The sequence below is a fragment of the Microbacterium sp. GW821-FHT01D02 genome (assembly GCF_059422585.1).
This window is the reverse complement of the sequence record NZ_JBWKXB010000003.1, coordinates 484,428-502,545: the sequence shown is the minus strand read 5'-3', so window position 1 is coordinate 502,545 and position 18,118 is coordinate 484,428. Positions and strand designations below refer to the sequence as shown.

Below are 18,118 nucleotides of genomic sequence, written 5' to 3'. Positions count from 1 at the left end.
TTCGATAGCCTTGAGCACATGATCGATCCCTCGCTTCCCGAGGTCGTGCGCATCGCGAGCGACCTCATCCGCTTCGACACCTCCAACTTCGGCGGAGGGAATGCGAAGGGCGAGCGGGAGGCTGCGGAGTACGTCGGCGCGTACCTCGAGGAACTCGGCCTCGAGGTCGAGTACTACGAGCCGATCCCGCGCCGCACCAACGTGATGGCCCGCGTCCGCGGTCGTGACAGGGACAAGCCCGCCCTGGTCGTGCACGGGCATCTCGACGTCGTACCGGCGATGCCCGAGGACTGGACCGTCGATCCCTTCGCCGGGATCGTGCAGGACGGGATGCTGTGGGGCCGCGGCGCGGTCGACATGAAGAACATGAACGCGATGATCCTCACGGCCGTCGCCGAGATCCTCCGCGCGGGAGAGCAGCCGGAGCGCGATCTCGTGCTGGCGTTCTTCGCCGACGAGGAGAACGGCGGGGTGGAGGGCTCCGCACTCGTGGTGAAGGACCGCCCCGAGTGGTTCGAGGGCGCCACGGCCGCCATCAGCGAGGTCGGCGGGTACTCCATCACGGTCGACGACCGTCGCGCCTACCTGCTCCAGGTCGGCGAGAAGGCGCTGATCTGGATCCGTCTGGTCGCGAAGGGGCGTGCGGGCCACGGCAGCCGCCTGCACGACGACAACGCCGTCACCAAGCTCGCGGAGGCCGTGGCGGCCATCGGACGGACGCGGTGGCCGATCCGCCTCACGGCGACGACGAAGGCCCTGCTGGACGGCCTGAGCGAGCTCACCGGACGCAGCACGGACGATCCCGATGCCCTCGCGTCCGCCGCAGGTCCTGCGGAGGCTTTCCTCCGCTCGTCGTTCCGCACCACCACGAATCCCACGGCGCTCACCGCCGGCTACAAGCACAACGTGATCCCCGAGCGCGCGGAGGCGCTGATCGACGTCCGCGTGATCCCCGGCACCGAGGACGATGTGCTCGCCGAGCTCCAGCAGATCGTGGGCGACGACATCGAGATCCAGACGGTGGTGAGGGACATCGGCATGGAGACGCCTTTCGAGGGTGACCTCGTCGAGGCCATGGTCGCCAGCATCGGCCGCCACGACCCCGGGATCCCCGTGATCCCGTATCTCCTCGGCGCCGGCACCGACAACAAGGCGCTGGCCTACCTCGGCATCACCGGCTACGGCTTCGCGCCGCTCAAGCTGCCGGCCGACCTCGACTTCACAGGCATGTTCCACGGTGTCGACGAGCGAGTGCCCGTAGAATCGCTTGTCTTCGGTCAGCGGGTGCTGGCCGATCTGCTGCGCACGTTCTGAGCGCCGCGCGCTCCGTGCCGTCCCTGACCTGAAGGCTCTTCCATGCACCTGCTCGAAGCACTGATCCTCGGCATCGTCCAGGGACTCACCGAGTTCCTCCCGATCTCGTCCAGCGCCCATCTGCGCATCCTCGGCACCTTCCTGCCGTCGGGGGAGGACCCTGGGGCGGCCTTCACGGCGATCACGCAGATCGGCACCGAAGCCGCCGTGGTGGTGTTCTTCTGGCGTGACATCGTGCGCATCATCACGCAGTGGTGCCGTTCGCTCGTCGGCAAGGCGCCCCGCAACGATCCGGACGCCCGGATGGGGTGGCTGATCATCATCGGCAGCATCCCGATCGTCGTGCTCGGCCTGCTGTTCCAGGACCAGATCGAGACCGTGCTCCGCTCGATGTGGATCGTGGCGATCATGCTCATCGTGTTCGGCATCCTGCTCGGGATCGCCGACTACGTCGGAGCGAAGCGCCGCAAGCTCGACGACCTGACCTACCCGCACGGCATCGCCTTCGGGTTCGCGCAGGCCCTCGCCCTGATCCCCGGCGTCTCCCGGTCGGGCGGCACCATCACGATGGGGCTGTTCCTCGGGTACGAGCGCGCTGCTGCGGCTCGCTACGCGTTCCTGCTCGCGATCCCCGCCGTGTTCGGCAGCGGCTTCTACCAGGTGTTCAAGAGCTGGGACGAGCCGTCGTTCTTCTCCTTCGGCGACACCCTCGCGGCCACCGGCATCGCGTTCGTGGTCGCCCTCGGTGTGATCGCGTTCTTCATGAACTGGATCTCGAAGCGCAGCTTCCTGCCCTTCGTGATCTACCGGATCCTGCTCGGCAGCGTGCTGCTGGTGCTCCTCGGCACCGGCGTGATCGCGGCCTGAGCCGGCCTCGCCGCCGGGCGGTTCAGCGCTTGCGGTCGCCCGGGCCGTCGTCGCGACGACGGAGGTAACGCTCGAACGCCTGCGCGATCGCGTCGCCGGACGCCTCGGGGGAGTCCCACGTGTCGCGGGTGCGCTCGAGCTGGCGGATGTACTCCGCCATGTCCTCGTCCTCGGACGCGGCGGCGTCGATCGATGCCTCCCAGGCGGCGGCCTCGGTGCGGAGCGTCTGGCGGTCGACGTCGACGCCGGTGAGCTCCTCGAGGCGATCCAGGAGTGCGAGCGTCACCTTCGGCGAAGGCGTCGCGGAGGCGACGTAGTGCGGGACGCTGGCCCACAGGCTGGCCGTGGGGATGCCCGCATTCTCAGCGAAGTGCTCGAAGACGGTGAGGATCCCGACCGGGCCTTCGTACAGCGAACGCTCGAGACCGTGCGACTCCCGCACCTGCTCGTTCTGGCTGGAGGCGAAGATCGAGATCGGTCGGGTGTGCGGTACATCGGAGAGCATCGCTCCGAGCGTCACGAGACCGGTGATGTCGTCCCGCAGGGCCACGTCGATGAACTCCGAGGCGAACGCCTGCCAGGTGCGCGCGGGCTCGGCGCCGGTGAGGAGCCAGAACTCGGGGCCGGGACCGGGGTCGCGCGGGCGCCACAGCCCCGCCTCCGGCCAGGTGAGCTGTCGGCGTCCCTCCGCGTCCATCCGCGTCGACGGGCGCGTGTACTGGTAGTCGAAGTACAGCTCGGGGTCGACGGAGTGCACGAGGTCGTACTCCGTCGATGCACGCAGCGCCTCGATGGCACCGCTCGCTGCTTCACCCGCATCGTTCCAGCCGTCGAAGGCGGCGATGACGATGCGCGGACCGAGAACATCCATCGAGGGCTCCCTTCGAGATCGCGGTCGTGATCCTTCCAGGCTAGTCCGCGAGGACGGGATGCGGGCGGCACCCCGGCTAGCATGGGTTCAGTGAGCAGAAAGCCCAGCGCGGTCCTTTGGGACATGGATGGAACACTCGTCGACACCGAACCGTATTGGATGGCGGCGGAGACGACGCTGGTCGAGTCCTTCGGCGGCACCTGGAGCCACGAGGACGCACTGCAGCTCGTGGGCAGCGGCCTCCTCGACAGCGCCGCGATCCTGCAGAAGGCCGGCGTCGCGATGGAGGCCGAGGCGATCGTCTCGCACCTGACGGACATGGTGCAGGAGTCCCTGCGCACCCAGGGAGTCCCGTTCCGCCCCGGGGCCCGTGAGCTGCTGCGCGATCTGCGGGACGCCGGCATCCCGACCGGCCTGGTGACGATGTCGCTGCGGCGGATGGCCCTCAACGTCGTCGAACTGATCGACTTCGAGGCGTTCGACATCGTCGTCGCGGGCGACGACGTGGACAACCCGAAGCCCCACCCCGAGCCCTACCTGCAGGCAGCGGCCCTCCTCGACGTGGACATCGCGGACGTCGTGGTCATCGAGGACTCCCCGACGGGTGTCCGTGCCGGACTCGCCTCGGGCGCCGTGACGCTGGCCGTGCCGCACATCGTGCCGCTGGACCACCTCGGCGCACATGAGCTCTGGACGACCCTCGCGGGTCGCGGAGCGGATGACCTCGCCGACCTCTACGACGAGAAGAGCACCATGACGGGAGCGACCCGATGACCGTTTCCCGCGCTCCCCGTCCGAGCGGACCCTTCCGCATCGGCGACCGCGTGCAGCTCACCGGTCCGAAGGGCCGTCTGCACACCGTGACGCTCCGTGAGGACGGAGAGCTCCACACGCACCAGGGAGTGCTCCGGCACCGCGATCTGATCGGCCTGCCCGACGGCTCCGTGGTCGCCAACAGCTCCGGGCACGACTATCTGGCGCTGCGCCCGCTGCTGCGCGACTTCGCGATGTCGATGCCCCGCGGTGCGGCGATCGTGTACCCCAAGGACGCCGCGCAGATCGTGATGCAGGCCGACATCTTCCCCGGCGCCGTCGTGGTGGAGGCCGGCGTCGGCTCCGGAGCGCTCTCGCTGTCGCTGCTGCGCGCCGTCGGTCACGACGGCAGCCTGATCTCCTTCGAGCGTCGCGAGGACTTCGCCGATGTGGCCCGCGGCAACGTCGAGACGTTCTTCGGCGAGTCGCCCGACACCTGGCGCGTGGTCGTCGGAGATCTCGTCGAGGCGCTGCCGAACGAGGTGACCGCGGGTTCGGTCGACCGCGTGGTCCTCGACATGCTCGCTCCCTGGGAGTGCATGGACGCCGTCGCCGATGCGCTCACCCCCGGCGGGGTCGTCCTCTGCTACGTGGCGACCGCGACGCAGCTCTCCCGGGTGGCCGAGTACATCCGCTCCACCGGCCTCTTCACCGACCCCGATGCCTCGGAGACCATGGTCCGCGGCTGGCATGTCGAGGGTCTGGCCGTGCGGCCGGACCACCGCATGGTCGCGCACACCGGGTTCCTCCTCACCGCACGCAGGCTCGCCCCGGGCGCGGTGGCACCGTCGGTGAAGCGACGCGCGTCGAAGAGCAGCTACGGAGATGAGGACGTGGAGCTCTGGACTCCCGGCGCCGTCGGCGATCGCGAGATCAGCGACAAGAACCTGCGCAAGCGCGCCCGAGAAGCCGAGAAGGCCGCGGAGGGGGCGCGCCTTGCCGCTGCCTCGCGCGATTCCGGGCACGCGACGGAATAGACTGGAGCGCGTGCGTAAAACGTCCGCCGTTCTGGCCTCTCTCAGCCTTGCCGTCCTCGCCCTGACCGGGTGCACCGCCGCGGCGCCCGGCGGCGTCGCCTGCGATCGTGCTGCCGGGGGAACCGACATCCTGGATGCGGTCAGCGTCTCGGGTGACGTCGGGTCCGCGCCGGACGTCGACGTCTACTCGCCGCTGCACCTGAAGAAGTCGTCGTTCGCGGACGCGACCGTCGGCGACGGGCGGGAGATCCTCACCGACCAGCAGCTGCTCGTGGTCGAGCTCTCGATCTTCAGCGGCGAGACGGGGAAGAAGGTCTACTCGACTCCGTACGACGGGAATCGCGGCAACGTCTCGTCCGCCACATTCTGGGCGAAGCAGTCCCCGGGGCTCGCGGACGTGTTCGAGTGCGCGACGGCCGGATCGCGGATCGTCGCGGGTCTCACGTCCGACGACTTCGGCGCCAACAACCTCCAGGCCTTCGGGCTCTCCGCGGACGACAATGCGGTGTTCGTGATCGACGTCGTCGACGTGTACCTCTCCCGCGCCGAGGGCACGCTGCAGTTCAACGACGCGAAGGGCATGCCGACGGTGGTGCGCGCCTCCGACGGCACGCCCGGCGTGATCATCCCGGACAGCGCCGCCCCGACCAAGCAGGTCGTGCAGACCCTCATCAAGGGGGACGGCGACAAGGTCGAGGCCGGCCAGCTCCCGCTGCTCAACGTCACGGCCGTCGGCTGGGACAGCAAGAAGGTCATCACCACCACCTGGGGCCAGAGCCCCACCGGCGACCTCTCGAAGTCCGCCCCGACCGTCGGAGAGGCCCTGATCGGCCAGACCGTCGGATCGCAGATCCTGGTCGTGACGCCCGCCGGCGAGAGCGGACAGGCCGTCGCCTACGTGGTCGACATCCTGGGCGCAGTCACGGCGCCGACGCAGTGATGGCCACCCGTATCCCCGCGGAGGAGCGCCTGACGAATCTCGTCGTGGCGCTGATGGCCACGGAGATCGGGTTGACCAAGCAGCAGATCCTCGACAACGTCTCCGGCTATCGTCAGCGCGCGGACGCCGGCACGCGATCCGACGCGCTCGAGAAGATGTTCGAGCGCGACAAGGACGAGCTGCGAACGCTGGGCGTCCCGATCGAGACGATCGGCGACGCCGCCGACCCGAACGACCTCCGCGAAGCCCGCTATCGCATTCCGCAGGCCGAGTACGACCTGCCCAGCGACATCGAGTTCTCTCCCGCGGAGCTGGCGGTGCTGCGGCTGGCCGGAAGCGTGTGGAGCGCGGAGTCGGTCTCGGGTGACGCTCAGTCCGGGGTGCGCAAGATCCGTGCACTGGGCATCGACGGTGACGAGCCGATCATCGGCTTCGCGCCGCGCATCACCGCGCGGGACGCCGCGTTCTCGCCGCTGCAGGATGCGATCGAGCGCTCCAAGGTGGTCACGTTCGACTACCTCAAGCCGGGGGAGGACGCTCCTCGTCGGCGGCGGATCCGACCGCTCGCTCTGGTCGACTACGAGGCACGCTGGCATGTGTTCGGCGTGGATGTCAACGTCGAGGAGGATCGCACCTTCCTGCTCAGCCGCATCGTCGGCGATGTCAAGGTCAGCCCGACCGCCTTCGACCCGGTGCTCCGCGACGGCGCAGGGGAGCGGGCTCTGGCCGGACTCGAGCGCGTCGCAGCCGAGAACTCCGCCCTTCTGGAGATCACGCCGGGCACCGAGGCGGCACTCCGTCTCGGACGGCGCGCCACCTCCGCGGCCCAGGGCATCCGCGTGCCGTTCGTCGACCTGCACATCCTCGCCGACGAGCTCGCGTCGTACGGACCCGAGGTCCGCGTCGTCGAGCCCGCGCCGCTGCGGGATGCCGTGATCGCGCGCCTCCGAGCAGTCGTCGACACCCACACGGACATCGAGGAGGCACGATGAGCGCGAAGTCGAAGCCGCTGCTCGCCGCCGAGCGCGTCCGGCTGTATCTGACGCTCGTGCCGTACCTGCTCGAGCACGGCCAGGTCTCACTCGCAGAGGCGGCCGAGGAGTTCGGCGTGACCCCGCAGGAGATGCGGGGCATGGTCGAGAAGCTGACCGTGATCGGACTCCCCGGTGAGTCCGGCTACTGGCAGCAGCCCCAGGAGATGTTCGACATCAACTGGGATCTGCTCGACCTCGAAGACGTCATCGAGATCACCAACGATGTCGCCCTCCGGCGGGTGCCACGATTCACCGCGCGCGAGGCTGCGGCCCTCCTGGCGGGACTGCAGATGGTCGCCGCCGTACCGGCCGTCTCGGATTCGGGGCTCGTCGCCGGACTCATCTCGAAGCTCTCGCGAGGCGCCGCGGACGCGCCCGCCGATGTCGTCGTCGCTCCGAGCGCCGTCGATGAGGTCCGCGAAGCGGTCGCCCGCGGTCTCCACGAGGGCGTCGCGATCTCCTTCACCTATCAGGCGCCGGATGCGTCGCCGACGACACGCACGGTCGACCCCGTGCAGATCCTCATCACGAACGGCCAGTGGTACCTGCAGGGCTGGTGCCACCTTCGCCAGGCGATGCGCACGTTCCACCTCGACCGGGTGAGCGCGCCGAGCCTCACCGACATCCCGATCACCCACGGCGGCGACCAGGTCCCGGAGGCCTTCGCCGGGCTCGACGATGAACGCGAGGTCACCGTGCGCGTGCCGGAGCGACTCGCCCCGCTGCTGAACGGGTTCCTCCCGTCCGAGGCGATCGATGCGGGAGAGGGATCCGTGACGGCTCGGCTCCATCTCGCCGACCCCCGTGGCATCAAACGGCTCGCGGCACGCTTCGGCGGTGCGATGGAAGTGCTCGATCCGGGCATCGCCCGAACGGCGACACGCGACTGGGCGTCTGCCGGACTCGCGCTCTACCGCAGCCCCGATGCACGGATTTGATCTGTAGACTGAACCGAACGCCCACCAACGACGGGAATCTCGACATGTTCGCTGGAATGCAAGGCTGGCACCTGCTCATCGTGCTCGCCGTGATCCTTCTCCTCTTCGGTGCTGCCAAGCTGCCGGCGCTCGCGAAGAGCATGGGTCAGTCCGCCCGCGTCTTCAAGGGCGAGATGAAGGCGATGAAGGAAGAGGACGCCGGTCGTGCGGACTCCACCTCTGTCGACCCCACGGTGAAGGACCCTGGTTCCGAGCCTGAGACTCCGCCTCGCGCCTGACCGGCCGTGGCAGCCATCGAACCGACCGTGAAGCCGAAGGCTGAGCGGGATCGGCGGATGTCGCTCGGTGCGCATCTCGTCGAACTGCGCAAGCGTCTGATGTACGCAGCGCTGGCGCTGGTGGTCGGCATGGTCATCGCGTTCCTCATCACCGATCCGGTCATCAGCTTCATCACCAAGCCGATCAACGACATCGCGGAGCAACGCGGCGAAGATGTCGCGGCGCTCGTGTATTCCACGATCACCGGTCCCTTCGACATGCGGATGCGGATCGCCTTCTCGCTGGGTCTGTTCATCTCGGCGCCGGTATGGCTGTGGCAGATCTGGGCGTTCATCATGCCCGGACTGACCCGCAAGGAGATCCGCTACACCGTCTCCTTCGTCGCCGCGGCAGTGCCGCTGTTCTTCGCCGGCTGCTACGTCGGTGTGATGATCCAGCCGCACATCATCGAGCTCATGGCCGGGTTCACGCCGGAGGGTGCCAAGAACCTCTTCCAGGCGCAGGAGTACTACGACTTCATCTTCAAGCTCATGATCGTGATCGGGATCTCGTTCGTCCTCCCGGTCTTCCTGGTGGCTCTAAACGTCGCGGGCATCATGTCCGGCCGGGCGATCCTGAAGGGCTGGCGTGTCGCCATCATCATCGCGACCGTCTTCGCTGCCCTCGCAACCCCCGCCGCCGATGTCATCAGCATGCTGATGCTCGCGGGCATCCTCATCGTCCTCTTCTTCGCAGCCGCCGGTCTCTCGCTGCTCTTCGACCGTCGCAAGCGCAAGCGCGAAGCGGCGTCGGGGCTGCTGCCGGACGCGGCATGAGTTCGCCCTCCGAGAGGTACGCCCAGGCCCAGCAGGCGGCGGAGCATCCCGAGTCCGCCGCGTTCGCCGCCCTGCAGAAGTTCGATCTCGATCCCTTCCAGGTTGCCGGATGCCACGCCCTGGAGAACGGCCGCAGCGTGCTCGTCGCAGCGCCCACCGGCGCGGGCAAGACGATCGTGGGCGAGTTCGCGATCCATCTCGCGATGCGGACTCCGGCCGACAAGGCGTTCTACACGACGCCCATGAAGGCGCTGTCCAACCAAAAGTTCCGCGAGCTGGTCGACGTCTACGGCGCCGATCAGGTCGGGCTCCTCACCGGCGACACGAACATCAACGGGAACGCGCGCATCGTGGTGATGACCACCGAGGTGCTGCGGAACATGATCTACGCCGATTCGGCGGCGCTGCGTGATCTCCGCTACGTGATCATGGACGAGGTCCACTACCTCGCCGACCGCTTCCGCGGCGCTGTGTGGGAAGAGGTCATCATCCACCTGCCGCAGCAGGTGCGGCTCGTCTCGCTGAGCGCCACGGTCTCGAACGCGGAGGAGTTCGGCGACTGGCTCGACACCGTGCGCGGGGACACCGAGGTGATCGTCTCCGAGATCCGCCCGGTTCCGCTGGAGCAGCACGTGCTCGTGCGCGACGACCTCCTTCCCCTGTTCGACGACCGCGCGGGCCTGGCGACGGCGAAGGTGAACCAGGAGCTGATGCGCTTCCGCTCCTCGACGGGTTCGACGTACGAGAGCAACCGGCAGGCGCAGTCCTATCGCAGCGATCGGCATGCGGGACGTCAGGCGAAGCGCCCGCATCGCGGGGGCCGACGACCCGTTCGCCCCGGGAACACGCAGCGGATCGAGCGGATGGACCGTCCCGACGTGATCCGCCTCCTCGAGCGGGCCAACCTGCTGCCGGCCATCTTCTTCATCTTCAGCCGCGTCGGCTGCGACGCCGCCGTCCAGCAGGTGCGCCGATCCGGACTGCGACTGACCTCCACGGAGGAGCGCACCGAGATCCGCTCGATCGTCGAGGACCGCACCAGGACGCTGCAAGACGAGGACCTCGACGTGCTCGGCTACTGGGAGTGGCTGGACAACCTCGAGCGCGGCGTCGCCTCCCACCACGCGGGGCTGCTGCCCGCGTTCAAGGAGGTCGTCGAGGAGCTCTACCAGCGCAAGCTCGTGAAGGTCGTCTTCGCCACCGAGACCTTGGCGCTCGGCATCAACATGCCGGCGCGCACGGTCGTGCTCGAGAAGATGGAGAAGTTCAACGGCGAGGCCCGCGTCGCGATCACGTCGGGGGAGTACACCCAGCTCACCGGCCGTGCCGGTCGTCGCGGCATCGACGTCGAGGGCCATGCCGTGGTCCAGTGGACCGAGGGGATGGACCCGCAGGCGGTCGCGGCGCTCGCTTCTCGGCGTACCTACCCGCTGAACTCCAGCTTCCGACCGACGTACAACATGGCCGTGAACCTCATCGACATGTTCGGCAAGACGAGGGCTCGACAGATCCTGGAATCGTCGTTCGCGCAGTTCCAGGCGGACCGTGCGGTCGTCGGGCTCGCCCGTCAGGTGCGGGAGGCCGAGGAGTCCCTGGCGGGCTACCAGAGCGCGATGGCGTGCGAGCACGGCGACTTCCCGGAGTATGCGGCCATCCGTCGCGAGCTGAGCGATCTGGAGAAGAAGAACCGTCAGGATTCGCAGGCGCCCCGAGCCTCCCGCGACAAGCGCATGAAGCGCATCCAGACCCTGCGCACCCAGATGCAGCGCCATCCGTGCCATCGATGCCCCGATCGCGAGGCGCATGCCCGGTGGGCCGAGCGCTACTGGAAGCTCAAGAGGCAGACCGACCGCATCCGTCGCCAGATCGAGACGCGCACGGGAACGGTGGCGCGCGTCTTCGATCGCGTCGTCGAGGTGCTGGAGACTCTGGACTATCTGACCGAGGTCGACGGCGAGACCGCGCTGACGGAGGCCGGACGCACCATGCGCCGCATCTACGGCGAACGCGACCTCCTCGTCGCCGAGTCGCTCCGACAGGGCCTGTGGGCCGGTCTCGACGCCCCGTCTCTCGCCGCCATGGCGTGCTGTCTCGTGTATGAGCCGCGACGCGATGAGGCGAATGCGGGGGAGCGGGGCCTTCCCCGCGGCGCGTTCCGTACCGCCTACGAGAAGACGACGACGCTCTGGGCCGAGCTCGACGATCTCGAACAGGACCATCACCTGCCCGGTAGCGAGCCGCTCGCCGCGGGCCTGGCCGGCGCGATGCACGCGTGGGCACGGGGAGGATCTCTCGATCGGGTCCTCATCGACGCGGACATGGCCGCCGGTGACTTCGTGCGCTGGGCGAAGCAGACCATCGATCTGCTCGACCAGCTCTCGATCGTCGCGGAGGACGGGGCCCTCGCGCGCACCGCGCGGACCGCGCTCGACGGCGTCCGGCGCGGCATCGTCGCCTACTCGTCGATGTGACAATGGAGGGGATGTCCGAGTCCCGAGCGCGCGAGCGCGCCCTTCTCCCGCTCTGGGCCGCGGTGCTGGCCGCCGCTCTCGCCGCTCTTTTGATGAATCTCGCCTACCCGGAGGCGGCGGTCTGGGCACTCGCGTTCCCCGCGACCGCCCTGCTGCTGCTCTCCCTGATCGGGAGGCGCTTCGGGGGCGCGCTGCTGGTCGGACTCGTCTACGGCATCCTCTTCTTCGGGCTCCTGGTCTCGTGGACCTCGCGCTACCTCGGCCCGATCCCGTGGGGCGCTCTCAGCGTCGTCGAGGGGGGCCTGACCGCCCTGGCCCTGATCCCGATCGCCCTGGCCTATCGCTGGCTCCCACGAGCCTTCCCCGGCGCTGCAGGGCGCCTTCTGGGCCTTCCGGCGACCGTCGCGGCCCTCTGGGTCGGTCGCGAGCTCTTCGTCGGCTCCTGGCCGTACGGGGGCTTCCCGTGGGCGCGCATCGGGATGAGCCAGGCGGAGAGCCCGCTCGCGCCGATCTCGTCGTGGCTGGGCGTCAGTGGACTCAGCTTCCTGATGGTGCTGCTCGTCGCGATGCTCATCGAGGTCGTGCGACTGCGCGCCTGGCGTCGTCCTTTGCGCGTCCTCGCGCCCGCTGCGCTCGTCGTGGTCCTGCTCTTCACGCCGCTGTTCCCCACCTCGTCGACCGGTTCCATGCGGATCGCAGCCGTTCAGGGAAACGGTCCGACGGGGTACTTCGACGATCGCGAGCCGTTCTCGGTCATCCAGGCCCAGACCGACGCGACCGCTCCGCTCTACGGAGAGGACGTCGACCTGCTGGTGTGGCCGGAGGGATCGCTCGACGGAGACCCGTTCCAGAACGACGCTCTCGCGAGACGCATGACCCTGATCACGAACAGGATCGACGCGCCGCTGCTGGCCAACGCGGCGACCGGTCGTGACGGCCTGTACTTCAACACCTCGATGCTGTGGACGTCGAACGGCACCGCGACCCAGACCCACGACAAGCGCCACCCGGTGCCGTTCGGGGAGTACGTCCCGGATCGCGCCTTCTACAACGCGATCGTCCCCGATCTGATCGGGCTCATCCAGCGGGAGTACACCCCCGGATCGAACCCGCCCATCATGGATGTCGACGGGGTGCTGGTCGGTCTCGCGATCTGCTTCGACGTGATCTACGACGACGTCATCTGGGAAGGCATCGGCGACGGCGCCCAGGTCCTGGTGTTCCAGACGAACAACGCCGACTTCCGCGGCACCGACGAGAATCTGCAGCAGCTCGCCTTCGCCCGCATGCGCGCGATCGAGACCGGACGCAGCGTCGTGAACGTCTCGACGGTCGGGACGAGCCAGGTCATCCGCGCAGACGGGACCACGGTCACGAGCCTGGACGCAGGAGAGGCCGGAGCGATGCTCGAAGATGTCGAGCTCCGGTCCGGCCTCACGGCGGGGGTTGTCCTGGGCCCCTGGATCCAGATGATCCTGCTCTGGGGCGGGTTGGGCGCGCTCGGCCTCGGGTGGTGGCGCGCCCGGAAGCGCTAGGCGCCGATCTTCTCGCGGGTCGGGTCCTCGCCGGCACCGCGGCGGGCGCGGATGAACGCGAGGCGCTCTTCCAGGAGCTCTTCGAGCTCTGCGCGGGTACGACGCTCCAGGAGCATGTCCCAGTGCGTGCGGGCGGCTTTCTCGTCGCTGGCCTCGAGCGTCACGGCGTGGCCGTCGACATTCAGGCGGGCCTCGGCGCCGCATGCGCGGCATTCCCAGGTCTGGGGCGGTTCGGCGTCTGCCGCGAACATGAGGTTCGTGACGTGGCCGCAGGTGTCACAGGTGTAGGTGGTCTCACGGCGCTCCATGAAAACGACGCCCTCTTCGCTCTGTAGGCTCTGGGCGCCGAGTCGGATGCCGCGCAGGCTGCGATCTGCCATTTTGTGGTCCTCTCGTCGCTGTCAGGTATAACGCTCCAGCCTGTGCGCTTCATCCACGCGAGCGTCTTCTCGGCGGGATTCACAGGGTAATCCCAGCGGCGGAGGTTATGGGGCGCGTCGAGCTAGCGAGGAGAGAGCGTCTTGAGAGCGACGTCGGCCCGATCGGAGACGATGCCGTCGACGCCGACCTCGACGAGTCGGCGCATCGTCTCGGGGTCGTTGACCGTCCACACGTGGACCTCCGCGCCGTGTCGATGCGCGGCGCGGAGGAGTGCGGGGGTGAGCACCCGCAGCGCGCCGTATCGTTCCGGGATCTGGAGTGCGTCGACCTCTCGCAGCACACGAACGGGGGAGAGGCGGAGAGCGGAGAGCGCCCGCAGCGCGGCGATCGTCCTGCTGCCTCCGGACGTCGCGGGCCGGATCTCCGCACCGGCTCTCAGCACCGACGCGAGGGTCGCGCGACGATTCGCATCCGAGAAGCTCGTGACGAGCACCCGATGCGTGTGCTCGGCCAGGATCGGCCCGAGTGGCTCGACCGCCGCCGACGTCTTCACGTCGATGTTGAACCGGACGTCGGGGAAGGAGGTCAACGCCTCGGCCACGGTGAGCAGGCCGCCGTGATCGGCGAACACGGCACGCAGCTCGCGGGTGCGGACCTCGCGCACGGCCCGGGGGTCGCCGACGAGTCGTTCGAGCGTCGCGTCATGGAACAGGACCACATCGCCGTCCGCGGTGACCTGGCAGTCGGTCTCGACGTACTCGGCGCCGGCGGCGTGAGCGGCGGCGAACGCGGCGGCGGAGTTCTCCCAGACGCCCGAATCCTCGCCCGCCGCGGTGACGAGACCGCGATGGGCGAGGACTCGGGGATGCCGCGTCTTCGTGAAGTACGGGTGCGTCACGCGCCCGGCAGTGTGTTGGTGGGACCCTGCTGGCCCGGCTTCGGCGTGAAGGCGCTGCCGATGCCCTTGAGCGCCTCGGTGAGCTCGCTCGGGATGATCCACAGCTTGTTGGACTGGCCTTCGCTGATCTTCGGGAGCATCTGGAGGTACTGGTAGGCGAGGAGCTTGTCGTCCGGCTCGCCCTGGTGGATCGCGCTGAACACGTTCTGGATGGCCTCGGCCTCACCCTGTGCACGGAGCACAGCGGCCTGCTTGTCACCCTCGGCGCGGAGGATCTCGGCCTGACGAGCACCCTCGGCCTCGAGGATCGCGGACTGCTTGGTGCCCTCCGCGGTCAGGATGGCCGCGCGGCGGTCGCGCTCGGCGCGCATCTGCTTCTCCATCGAGTCCTGGATGGAGATGGGCGGGTCGATCGCCTTGAGCTCGACACGGCCGACGCGGATGCCCCACTTCCCGGTCGCCTCATCGAGCACGACGCGCAGCTGACCGTTGATGTTGTCACGGCTGGTGAGGGCCTCTTCGAGGTTGAGGCCACCGACGACGTTACGCAGAGTGGTGGTCGTGAGCTGCTCGACGGCGCCCAGGTAGTTCGCGATCTCATAGGTCGCGGCCCGGGCGTCGGTCACCTGGAAGTAGACGACGGTGTCGATCGACACCACGAGGTTGTCCTCGGTGATCACCGGCTGCGGGGGGAACGAGACGACCTGCTCGCGCATGTCGATCAGGGGACGCAGACGGTCGATGAACGGGACCAGCACGTTCAGACCGGGGGTCAGGGTCTTGTGGTAGCGGCCGAGGCGCTCCACGACTCCGGCGGTTGCCTGCGGGATGATGCGGATCGCGCGGGCGACGGTGACCACCACGAAGATGATCACCGCGATCACGAGGATCCACAGGATCGCGGTGGGGATGAACGATGCGTCGTTCACGGAGTTCTCCTAGTCGTTGACGGGACGGACGATGGCGGTGGCGCCGTTGATCGCGCTCACGGCGACGGGTGCACCCGGAGGGATCGGCACGGACGAGGCGCTGCGGGCCGTCCAGGTGTCGCCGTTGGCGAGCTTGACCTGACCGGAGATCTGCGTGATCTCGTGCAGCGCGATCCCGCGCAGATCGACGAGAGCGTCGACGTTGGATTTGGTGGGATCCTCCCCACGGCGCAGGCGCTTGAGGAGCGGTGGGCGCAGGAAGAGGATGAACAGCGCGGCGGCGGCCGCGGCGATGATCACCTGCACCCAGACCGGCACGCCGATCAGGTCGGTGACCAGACCGACGACGCTTCCGAAGCTCAGCATCAGGAACGTGAAGTCCAGCGACAGCATCTCGATGACGAGGAAGACGGCGATCAGGACCAGCCAGCCGATCCAAGCCCAATGGTCGATGAACGTGACGAATGTCGTGAAGTTGTCCATGCGGCCTCCTTTGTGGTCAACGTATCACGCGGGGGACCGCCGATCCCGGTGCCGCAGCGCGCGCTTGGTAGTGTGTGAGGGCCGTGCGATCACGGCGTTTTCACGCATCATGAGGAGTCACCGTGACCGACGTTCTTCCCGCAGGATCCCTCGACGGCAAGGTCGCCCTTGTCACCGGTTCATCGCGGGGCATCGGCGCCGACACCGTGCGCTACCTGGCCGAGGCCGGAGCCGACGTCGTCATCAACTTCCGCAACAAGGCTCCCCGAGCGGAGAAGCTCGCCGCGCAGCTTCGTGAGCTCGGACGCCGCGCCCTCGTCGTCGGTGCGGACCTCACCGACCCGGCATCCGTCGCCGAGATGTTCGAGGCCATCCGCGCCGCGTACGGTCGTCTCGACGTCCTGGTGCTCAACGCCTCCGGCGGCATGGAGTCCGGCATGGCCGAGGACTACGCGCTCACGCTCAACCGCGACGCCCAGCTCAACGTCCTCAACGCCGCCACGCCCCTCCTGGGCGAGGGTGCACGCGTGGTGTTCGTGACCAGCCACCAGGCGCACTTCATCCGCACCACGCCGACCATGCCGGAGTACGAGCCGGTGGCGCTGTCGAAGCGTGCCGGCGAGGACGCTCTCCGCGAGCTCACCCCCGGCCTCGCCGAGAAGGGCATCGGCTTCACCGTCGTCTCCGGCGACATGATCGAGGGCACGATCACGGCCACCCTGCTGGAGCGCGCGAACCCGGGCGCGATCGCCGAGCGCCGGGAGTCGGCCGGCAAGCTCTACAACGTCTCCGAGTTCGCGGCGGAGGTCGCCAAGGCCGCCGTGGATCCGGTCCCGGCGGACAACACGCGCCTCGTGGGCGACGTCAGCGCCTTCGTCGCCGAATAGCAGTCCCCACGGAATCGGCCCCGTCCTGCATCGCGCAGGACGGGGCCGATTCGTGTCGGGGGAGGGTCAGCTGACCGGGTCTCCCTGCACAGCGGAGACGTACTCCTTCTCATCCTTGCCGAGCGTGATGGCACGCACGATCTGGATGATGCCGAGGACGACCAGCGAGATGCCGAGCAGCAGCCAGAATGCGAAGCCGGCGATGAGCGGCGAGAACAGCACGATGATTCCGGCCACGATGCTGAGGATCGCGTAGATGACCGTCCACACGCGCGAGCCGTCGCGGCCGAGGAGCGTCAGGGCGACGACTCCGTCCACGATCCAGCTCACACCGATGAAGATCACGACGACGAAGGCCAGCGTGGCGGCGGCGACGTTCAGGTTGAAGAACGCGATGACGCCGGCGGCGATGTAGAGCAGACCGAGGACGATGTGGCCGACACGGGCCCATCCTCCCTTGCTGCTCGAGAAGATGCCGAGCCCGATGTACACGAGGCCGGCGATGATCAGATACGAGGCGAAGATGGCCGTCACGATGACCGCGGACTTCACCGGCCAGACGAGGAGGACGATTCCGGCGATGAGCGCGAGGACACCGGCGACGGCCAGCGTGACGCGGATCGACTTGAACACCGACTTCGCCTGGGTGAGCGGTTCAGACATGGTGGGGGACCCCTTTCTGAGAAGATCCTGTGAGGATGCACCCTCAGGGTAGCGCTCTCCCGGGTCCGTGCGGGGGAGATGTCTCCGCCCGCGTTTCTCGCCGTCATGTCGCGACTTCCGGCGACATGGCAAGATCGACTCGTGAAAGCCGTGGACGAATCCCGCCTGCGCGAACTCGTCGTGATGCGGAAGGTCAGGGATCGCATCGACCGGGAGTACGCGAGGCCCCTCGACGTGGAGGCCCTCGCGCGGGGCGTGCACATGTCGGCGGGGCATCTGAGCAGGCAGTTCCGGGAAGCCTACGGGGAGTCGCCGTACTCCTATCTCATGACGCGGCGCATCGAACGCGCCATGGCGCTGCTGCGACGAGGCGACCTGTCCGTCACGGAGGTCTGCTTCGAAGTCGGCTGCTCGTCGCTCGGCACCTTCAGCACGCGATTCTCGGAGCTGGTCGGTGTCGCACCCAGCGTGTACCGTGAACGCGCCGCGAACGTCGAGGGGATCCCCTCGTTCCAGGCGAAGCAGGTCACCAGACCGATCAGGAATCGAGAAGCGCCGCGCACCGATGCGCACCTAACGTGAACACCATGAACATCAGCATCCACTACGCCTTCCTCCCGCACACCGACGCCGATGCGGCCCTCGCGTTCTATCGCGACGCCCTCGGCTTCGAGGTGCGCAACGACGTCGGCTACGACGGGCTGCGCTGGCTCACCGTCGGCCCCGAGGGCCAGCCGGAGACCTCGATCGTGCTGCATCCGCCGGCAACCGACCCCGGGATCACGGACGCCGAGCGTCAGACGATCCTCGAGCTGATCGCCAAGGGCAGCTATGCGGCGCTCACCCTGGCCAGCGACGACGTCGACGGCCTGTTCGAGCGCCTCGTCGAGGGCGGCGCCGATGTCGTGCAGGAGCCGATGGACCAGCCCTACGGCGTCCGCGACTGCGCCTTCCGTGACCCCGCCGGCAACCTGCTCCGTATCAACCAGACCGCCTGAACCCTCTGCTGCACCGACCGAGAGA

Annotated in this window: 20 protein-coding genes; 14 read left to right on the top strand and 6 right to left on the bottom strand. The window is 68.3% G+C overall.

From position 1 onward, the window contains the following. Positions 1-18: 18 nt before the first annotated feature. Positions 19-1,314, top strand: a complete 1,296-nt coding sequence (locus AC07VM_RS15955) for a M20/M25/M40 family metallo-hydrolase (RefSeq protein WP_267418494.1) — start codon at positions 19-21, stop codon at positions 1,312-1,314. Between the two features lie 42 nt (positions 1,315-1,356). Continuing rightward, positions 1,357-2,181, top strand: coding sequence for an undecaprenyl-diphosphate phosphatase (locus AC07VM_RS15950; protein WP_267418496.1), 825 nt, complete (start codon positions 1,357-1,359; stop codon positions 2,179-2,181). A gap of 22 nt (positions 2,182-2,203) precedes the next feature. Here the strand turns inward: AC07VM_RS15950 and AC07VM_RS15945 are convergent, their stop codons facing one another. Then, positions 2,204-3,052 carry a PAC2 family protein gene (locus tag AC07VM_RS15945; RefSeq protein ID WP_267418498.1) on the bottom strand — a complete coding sequence of 283 codons (849 nt, stop codon included), beginning with the start codon at positions 3,050-3,052 and terminating at the stop codon, positions 2,204-2,206. Positions 3,053-3,133: 81 nt separating this feature from the next. On the opposite strand from AC07VM_RS15945, the gene AC07VM_RS15940 reads away from it, so the two are divergent. From AC07VM_RS15940 to lnt, 9 genes are read left to right on the top strand one after another with little or no spacing between them, the layout of a single operon-like run. Then, the gene (locus AC07VM_RS15940) at positions 3,134-3,826 is read left to right on the top strand and encodes an HAD family hydrolase (protein ID WP_267418500.1); all 693 of its coding nucleotides are present in this window, start codon (positions 3,134-3,136) and stop codon (positions 3,824-3,826) included. After that, positions 3,823-4,842 (top strand): tRNA (adenine-N1)-methyltransferase, encoded by a 1,020-nt coding sequence (locus AC07VM_RS15935; RefSeq protein WP_494912180.1) that lies wholly within the window; start codon positions 3,823-3,825, stop codon positions 4,840-4,842. The genes AC07VM_RS15940 and AC07VM_RS15935 overlap by 4 nt, the downstream gene beginning before the upstream one ends. A gap of 10 nt (positions 4,843-4,852) precedes the next feature. Continuing rightward, positions 4,853-5,782, top strand: a complete 930-nt coding sequence (locus AC07VM_RS15930; protein ID WP_267418502.1) for an FKBP-type peptidyl-prolyl cis-trans isomerase — start codon at positions 4,853-4,855, stop codon at positions 5,780-5,782. Continuing rightward, positions 5,782-6,774 (top strand): helix-turn-helix transcriptional regulator, encoded by a 993-nt coding sequence (locus AC07VM_RS15925; protein ID WP_494912178.1) that lies wholly within the window; start codon positions 5,782-5,784, stop codon positions 6,772-6,774. Before AC07VM_RS15930 ends, AC07VM_RS15925 begins: the two co-directional genes overlap by 1 nt. After that, on the top strand, positions 6,771-7,754 hold the full coding sequence (locus tag AC07VM_RS15920; protein ID WP_267414435.1) for a helix-turn-helix transcriptional regulator: 984 nt from the start codon (positions 6,771-6,773) through the stop codon (positions 7,752-7,754). The genes AC07VM_RS15925 and AC07VM_RS15920 overlap by 4 nt, the downstream gene beginning before the upstream one ends. Before the next feature lie 44 nt (positions 7,755-7,798). Continuing rightward, positions 7,799-8,032 carry a twin-arginine translocase TatA/TatE family subunit gene (tatA, locus tag AC07VM_RS15915; protein WP_267414437.1) on the top strand — a complete coding sequence of 78 codons (234 nt, stop codon included), beginning with the start codon at positions 7,799-7,801 and terminating at the stop codon, positions 8,030-8,032. A gap of 57 nt (positions 8,033-8,089) precedes the next feature. Next, positions 8,090-8,848, top strand: coding sequence for a twin-arginine translocase subunit TatC (tatC, locus tag AC07VM_RS15910; RefSeq protein WP_267418547.1), 759 nt, complete (start codon positions 8,090-8,092; stop codon positions 8,846-8,848). Next, positions 8,845-11,319, top strand: coding sequence for a DEAD/DEAH box helicase (locus tag AC07VM_RS15905; protein WP_494912176.1), 2,475 nt, complete (start codon positions 8,845-8,847; stop codon positions 11,317-11,319). The genes tatC and AC07VM_RS15905 overlap by 4 nt, the downstream gene beginning before the upstream one ends. 11 nt (positions 11,320-11,330) lie before the next feature. Beyond that, complete coding sequence (lnt, locus tag AC07VM_RS15900; RefSeq protein ID WP_494912175.1) at positions 11,331-12,854, top strand: apolipoprotein N-acyltransferase; 1,524 nt, start codon at positions 11,331-11,333, stop codon at positions 12,852-12,854. Here lnt and AC07VM_RS15895 read toward each other — a convergent pair. The 4 genes from AC07VM_RS15895 to AC07VM_RS15880 all read right to left on the bottom strand — a co-directional run bounded on the left by AC07VM_RS15895 (position 12,851) and on the right by AC07VM_RS15880 (position 15,545). After that, positions 12,851-13,234, bottom strand: a complete 384-nt coding sequence (locus tag AC07VM_RS15895) for an RNA polymerase-binding protein RbpA (protein WP_267414442.1) — start codon at positions 13,232-13,234, stop codon at positions 12,851-12,853. The genes lnt and AC07VM_RS15895 overlap by 4 nt on opposite strands. A gap of 122 nt (positions 13,235-13,356) precedes the next feature. Next, complete coding sequence (locus AC07VM_RS15890; RefSeq protein ID WP_494912174.1) at positions 13,357-14,133, bottom strand: glycerophosphodiester phosphodiesterase family protein; 777 nt, start codon at positions 14,131-14,133, stop codon at positions 13,357-13,359. Next, a complete protein-coding gene (locus AC07VM_RS15885) occupies positions 14,130-15,062 on the bottom strand; it encodes an SPFH domain-containing protein (RefSeq protein WP_267414446.1) in 933 nt (310 codons plus the stop codon). The genes AC07VM_RS15890 and AC07VM_RS15885 overlap by 4 nt, the downstream gene beginning before the upstream one ends. A 9-nt stretch (positions 15,063-15,071) precedes the next feature. Next, positions 15,072-15,545: an NfeD family protein gene (locus AC07VM_RS15880; RefSeq protein ID WP_267414448.1), complete on the bottom strand. Its 474-nt coding sequence runs from the start codon at positions 15,543-15,545 to the stop codon at positions 15,072-15,074. A 122-nt stretch (positions 15,546-15,667) separates the two neighbouring features. Between AC07VM_RS15880 and AC07VM_RS15875 the strand changes: the two genes are divergently transcribed. Further along, positions 15,668-16,432 (top strand): SDR family oxidoreductase, encoded by a 765-nt coding sequence (locus AC07VM_RS15875; protein WP_494912173.1) that lies wholly within the window; start codon positions 15,668-15,670, stop codon positions 16,430-16,432. 66 nt (positions 16,433-16,498) lie between these two features. Here AC07VM_RS15875 and AC07VM_RS15870 read toward each other — a convergent pair whose 3' ends face one another. Then, complete coding sequence (locus tag AC07VM_RS15870) at positions 16,499-17,095, bottom strand: HdeD family acid-resistance protein (RefSeq protein WP_494912172.1); 597 nt, start codon at positions 17,093-17,095, stop codon at positions 16,499-16,501. 183 nt (positions 17,096-17,278) lie between these two features. Between AC07VM_RS15870 and AC07VM_RS15865 the strand changes: the two genes are divergently transcribed. Together AC07VM_RS15865 and AC07VM_RS15860 are read left to right on the top strand one after the other, a co-directional pair. Further along, positions 17,279-17,677 (top strand): helix-turn-helix transcriptional regulator, encoded by a 399-nt coding sequence (locus AC07VM_RS15865; protein ID WP_494912403.1) that lies wholly within the window; start codon positions 17,279-17,281, stop codon positions 17,675-17,677. 5 nt (positions 17,678-17,682) lie between these two features. Then, positions 17,683-18,093, top strand: a complete 411-nt coding sequence (locus tag AC07VM_RS15860; protein WP_267414454.1) for a VOC family protein — start codon at positions 17,683-17,685, stop codon at positions 18,091-18,093. The last annotated feature ends 25 nt before the right edge of the window (positions 18,094-18,118 follow it).

Excerpts from the sequence above, each read along its gene's own strand:
- AC07VM_RS15955 (WP_267418494.1), top strand. The coding sequence starts at position 19 with ATGATCGATCCCTCGCTTCCCGAGGTCGTGCGCATCGCGAGCGACCTC.
- AC07VM_RS15945 (WP_267418498.1), bottom strand. The coding sequence starts at position 3,052 with ATGGATGTTCTCGGTCCGCGCATCGTCATCGCCGCCTTCGACGGCTGG.
- tatC (WP_267418547.1), top strand. The coding sequence starts at position 8,090 with ATGTCGCTCGGTGCGCATCTCGTCGAACTGCGCAAGCGTCTGATGTAC.
- AC07VM_RS15870 (WP_494912172.1), bottom strand. The coding sequence starts at position 17,095 with ATGTCTGAACCGCTCACCCAGGCGAAGTCGGTGTTCAAGTCGATCCGC.
- AC07VM_RS15895 (WP_267414442.1), bottom strand. The coding sequence starts at position 13,234 with ATGGCAGATCGCAGCCTGCGCGGCATCCGACTCGGCGCCCAGAGCCTA.
- AC07VM_RS15935 (WP_494912180.1), top strand. The coding sequence starts at position 3,823 with ATGACCGTTTCCCGCGCTCCCCGTCCGAGCGGACCCTTCCGCATCGGC.
- AC07VM_RS15920 (WP_267414435.1), top strand. The coding sequence starts at position 6,771 with ATGAGCGCGAAGTCGAAGCCGCTGCTCGCCGCCGAGCGCGTCCGGCTG.
- AC07VM_RS15950 (WP_267418496.1), top strand. The coding sequence starts at position 1,357 with ATGCACCTGCTCGAAGCACTGATCCTCGGCATCGTCCAGGGACTCACC.
- lnt (WP_494912175.1), top strand. The coding sequence starts at position 11,331 with ATGTCCGAGTCCCGAGCGCGCGAGCGCGCCCTTCTCCCGCTCTGGGCC.
- AC07VM_RS15865 (WP_494912403.1), top strand. The coding sequence starts at position 17,279 with ATGCGGAAGGTCAGGGATCGCATCGACCGGGAGTACGCGAGGCCCCTC.
- AC07VM_RS15905 (WP_494912176.1), top strand. The coding sequence starts at position 8,845 with ATGAGTTCGCCCTCCGAGAGGTACGCCCAGGCCCAGCAGGCGGCGGAG.
- AC07VM_RS15860 (WP_267414454.1), top strand. The coding sequence starts at position 17,683 with ATGAACATCAGCATCCACTACGCCTTCCTCCCGCACACCGACGCCGAT.
- AC07VM_RS15925 (WP_494912178.1), top strand. The coding sequence starts at position 5,782 with ATGGCCACCCGTATCCCCGCGGAGGAGCGCCTGACGAATCTCGTCGTG.
- AC07VM_RS15880 (WP_267414448.1), bottom strand. The coding sequence starts at position 15,545 with ATGGACAACTTCACGACATTCGTCACGTTCATCGACCATTGGGCTTGG.
- AC07VM_RS15940 (WP_267418500.1), top strand. The coding sequence starts at position 3,134 with ATGGGTTCAGTGAGCAGAAAGCCCAGCGCGGTCCTTTGGGACATGGAT.
- tatA (WP_267414437.1), top strand. The coding sequence starts at position 7,799 with ATGTTCGCTGGAATGCAAGGCTGGCACCTGCTCATCGTGCTCGCCGTG.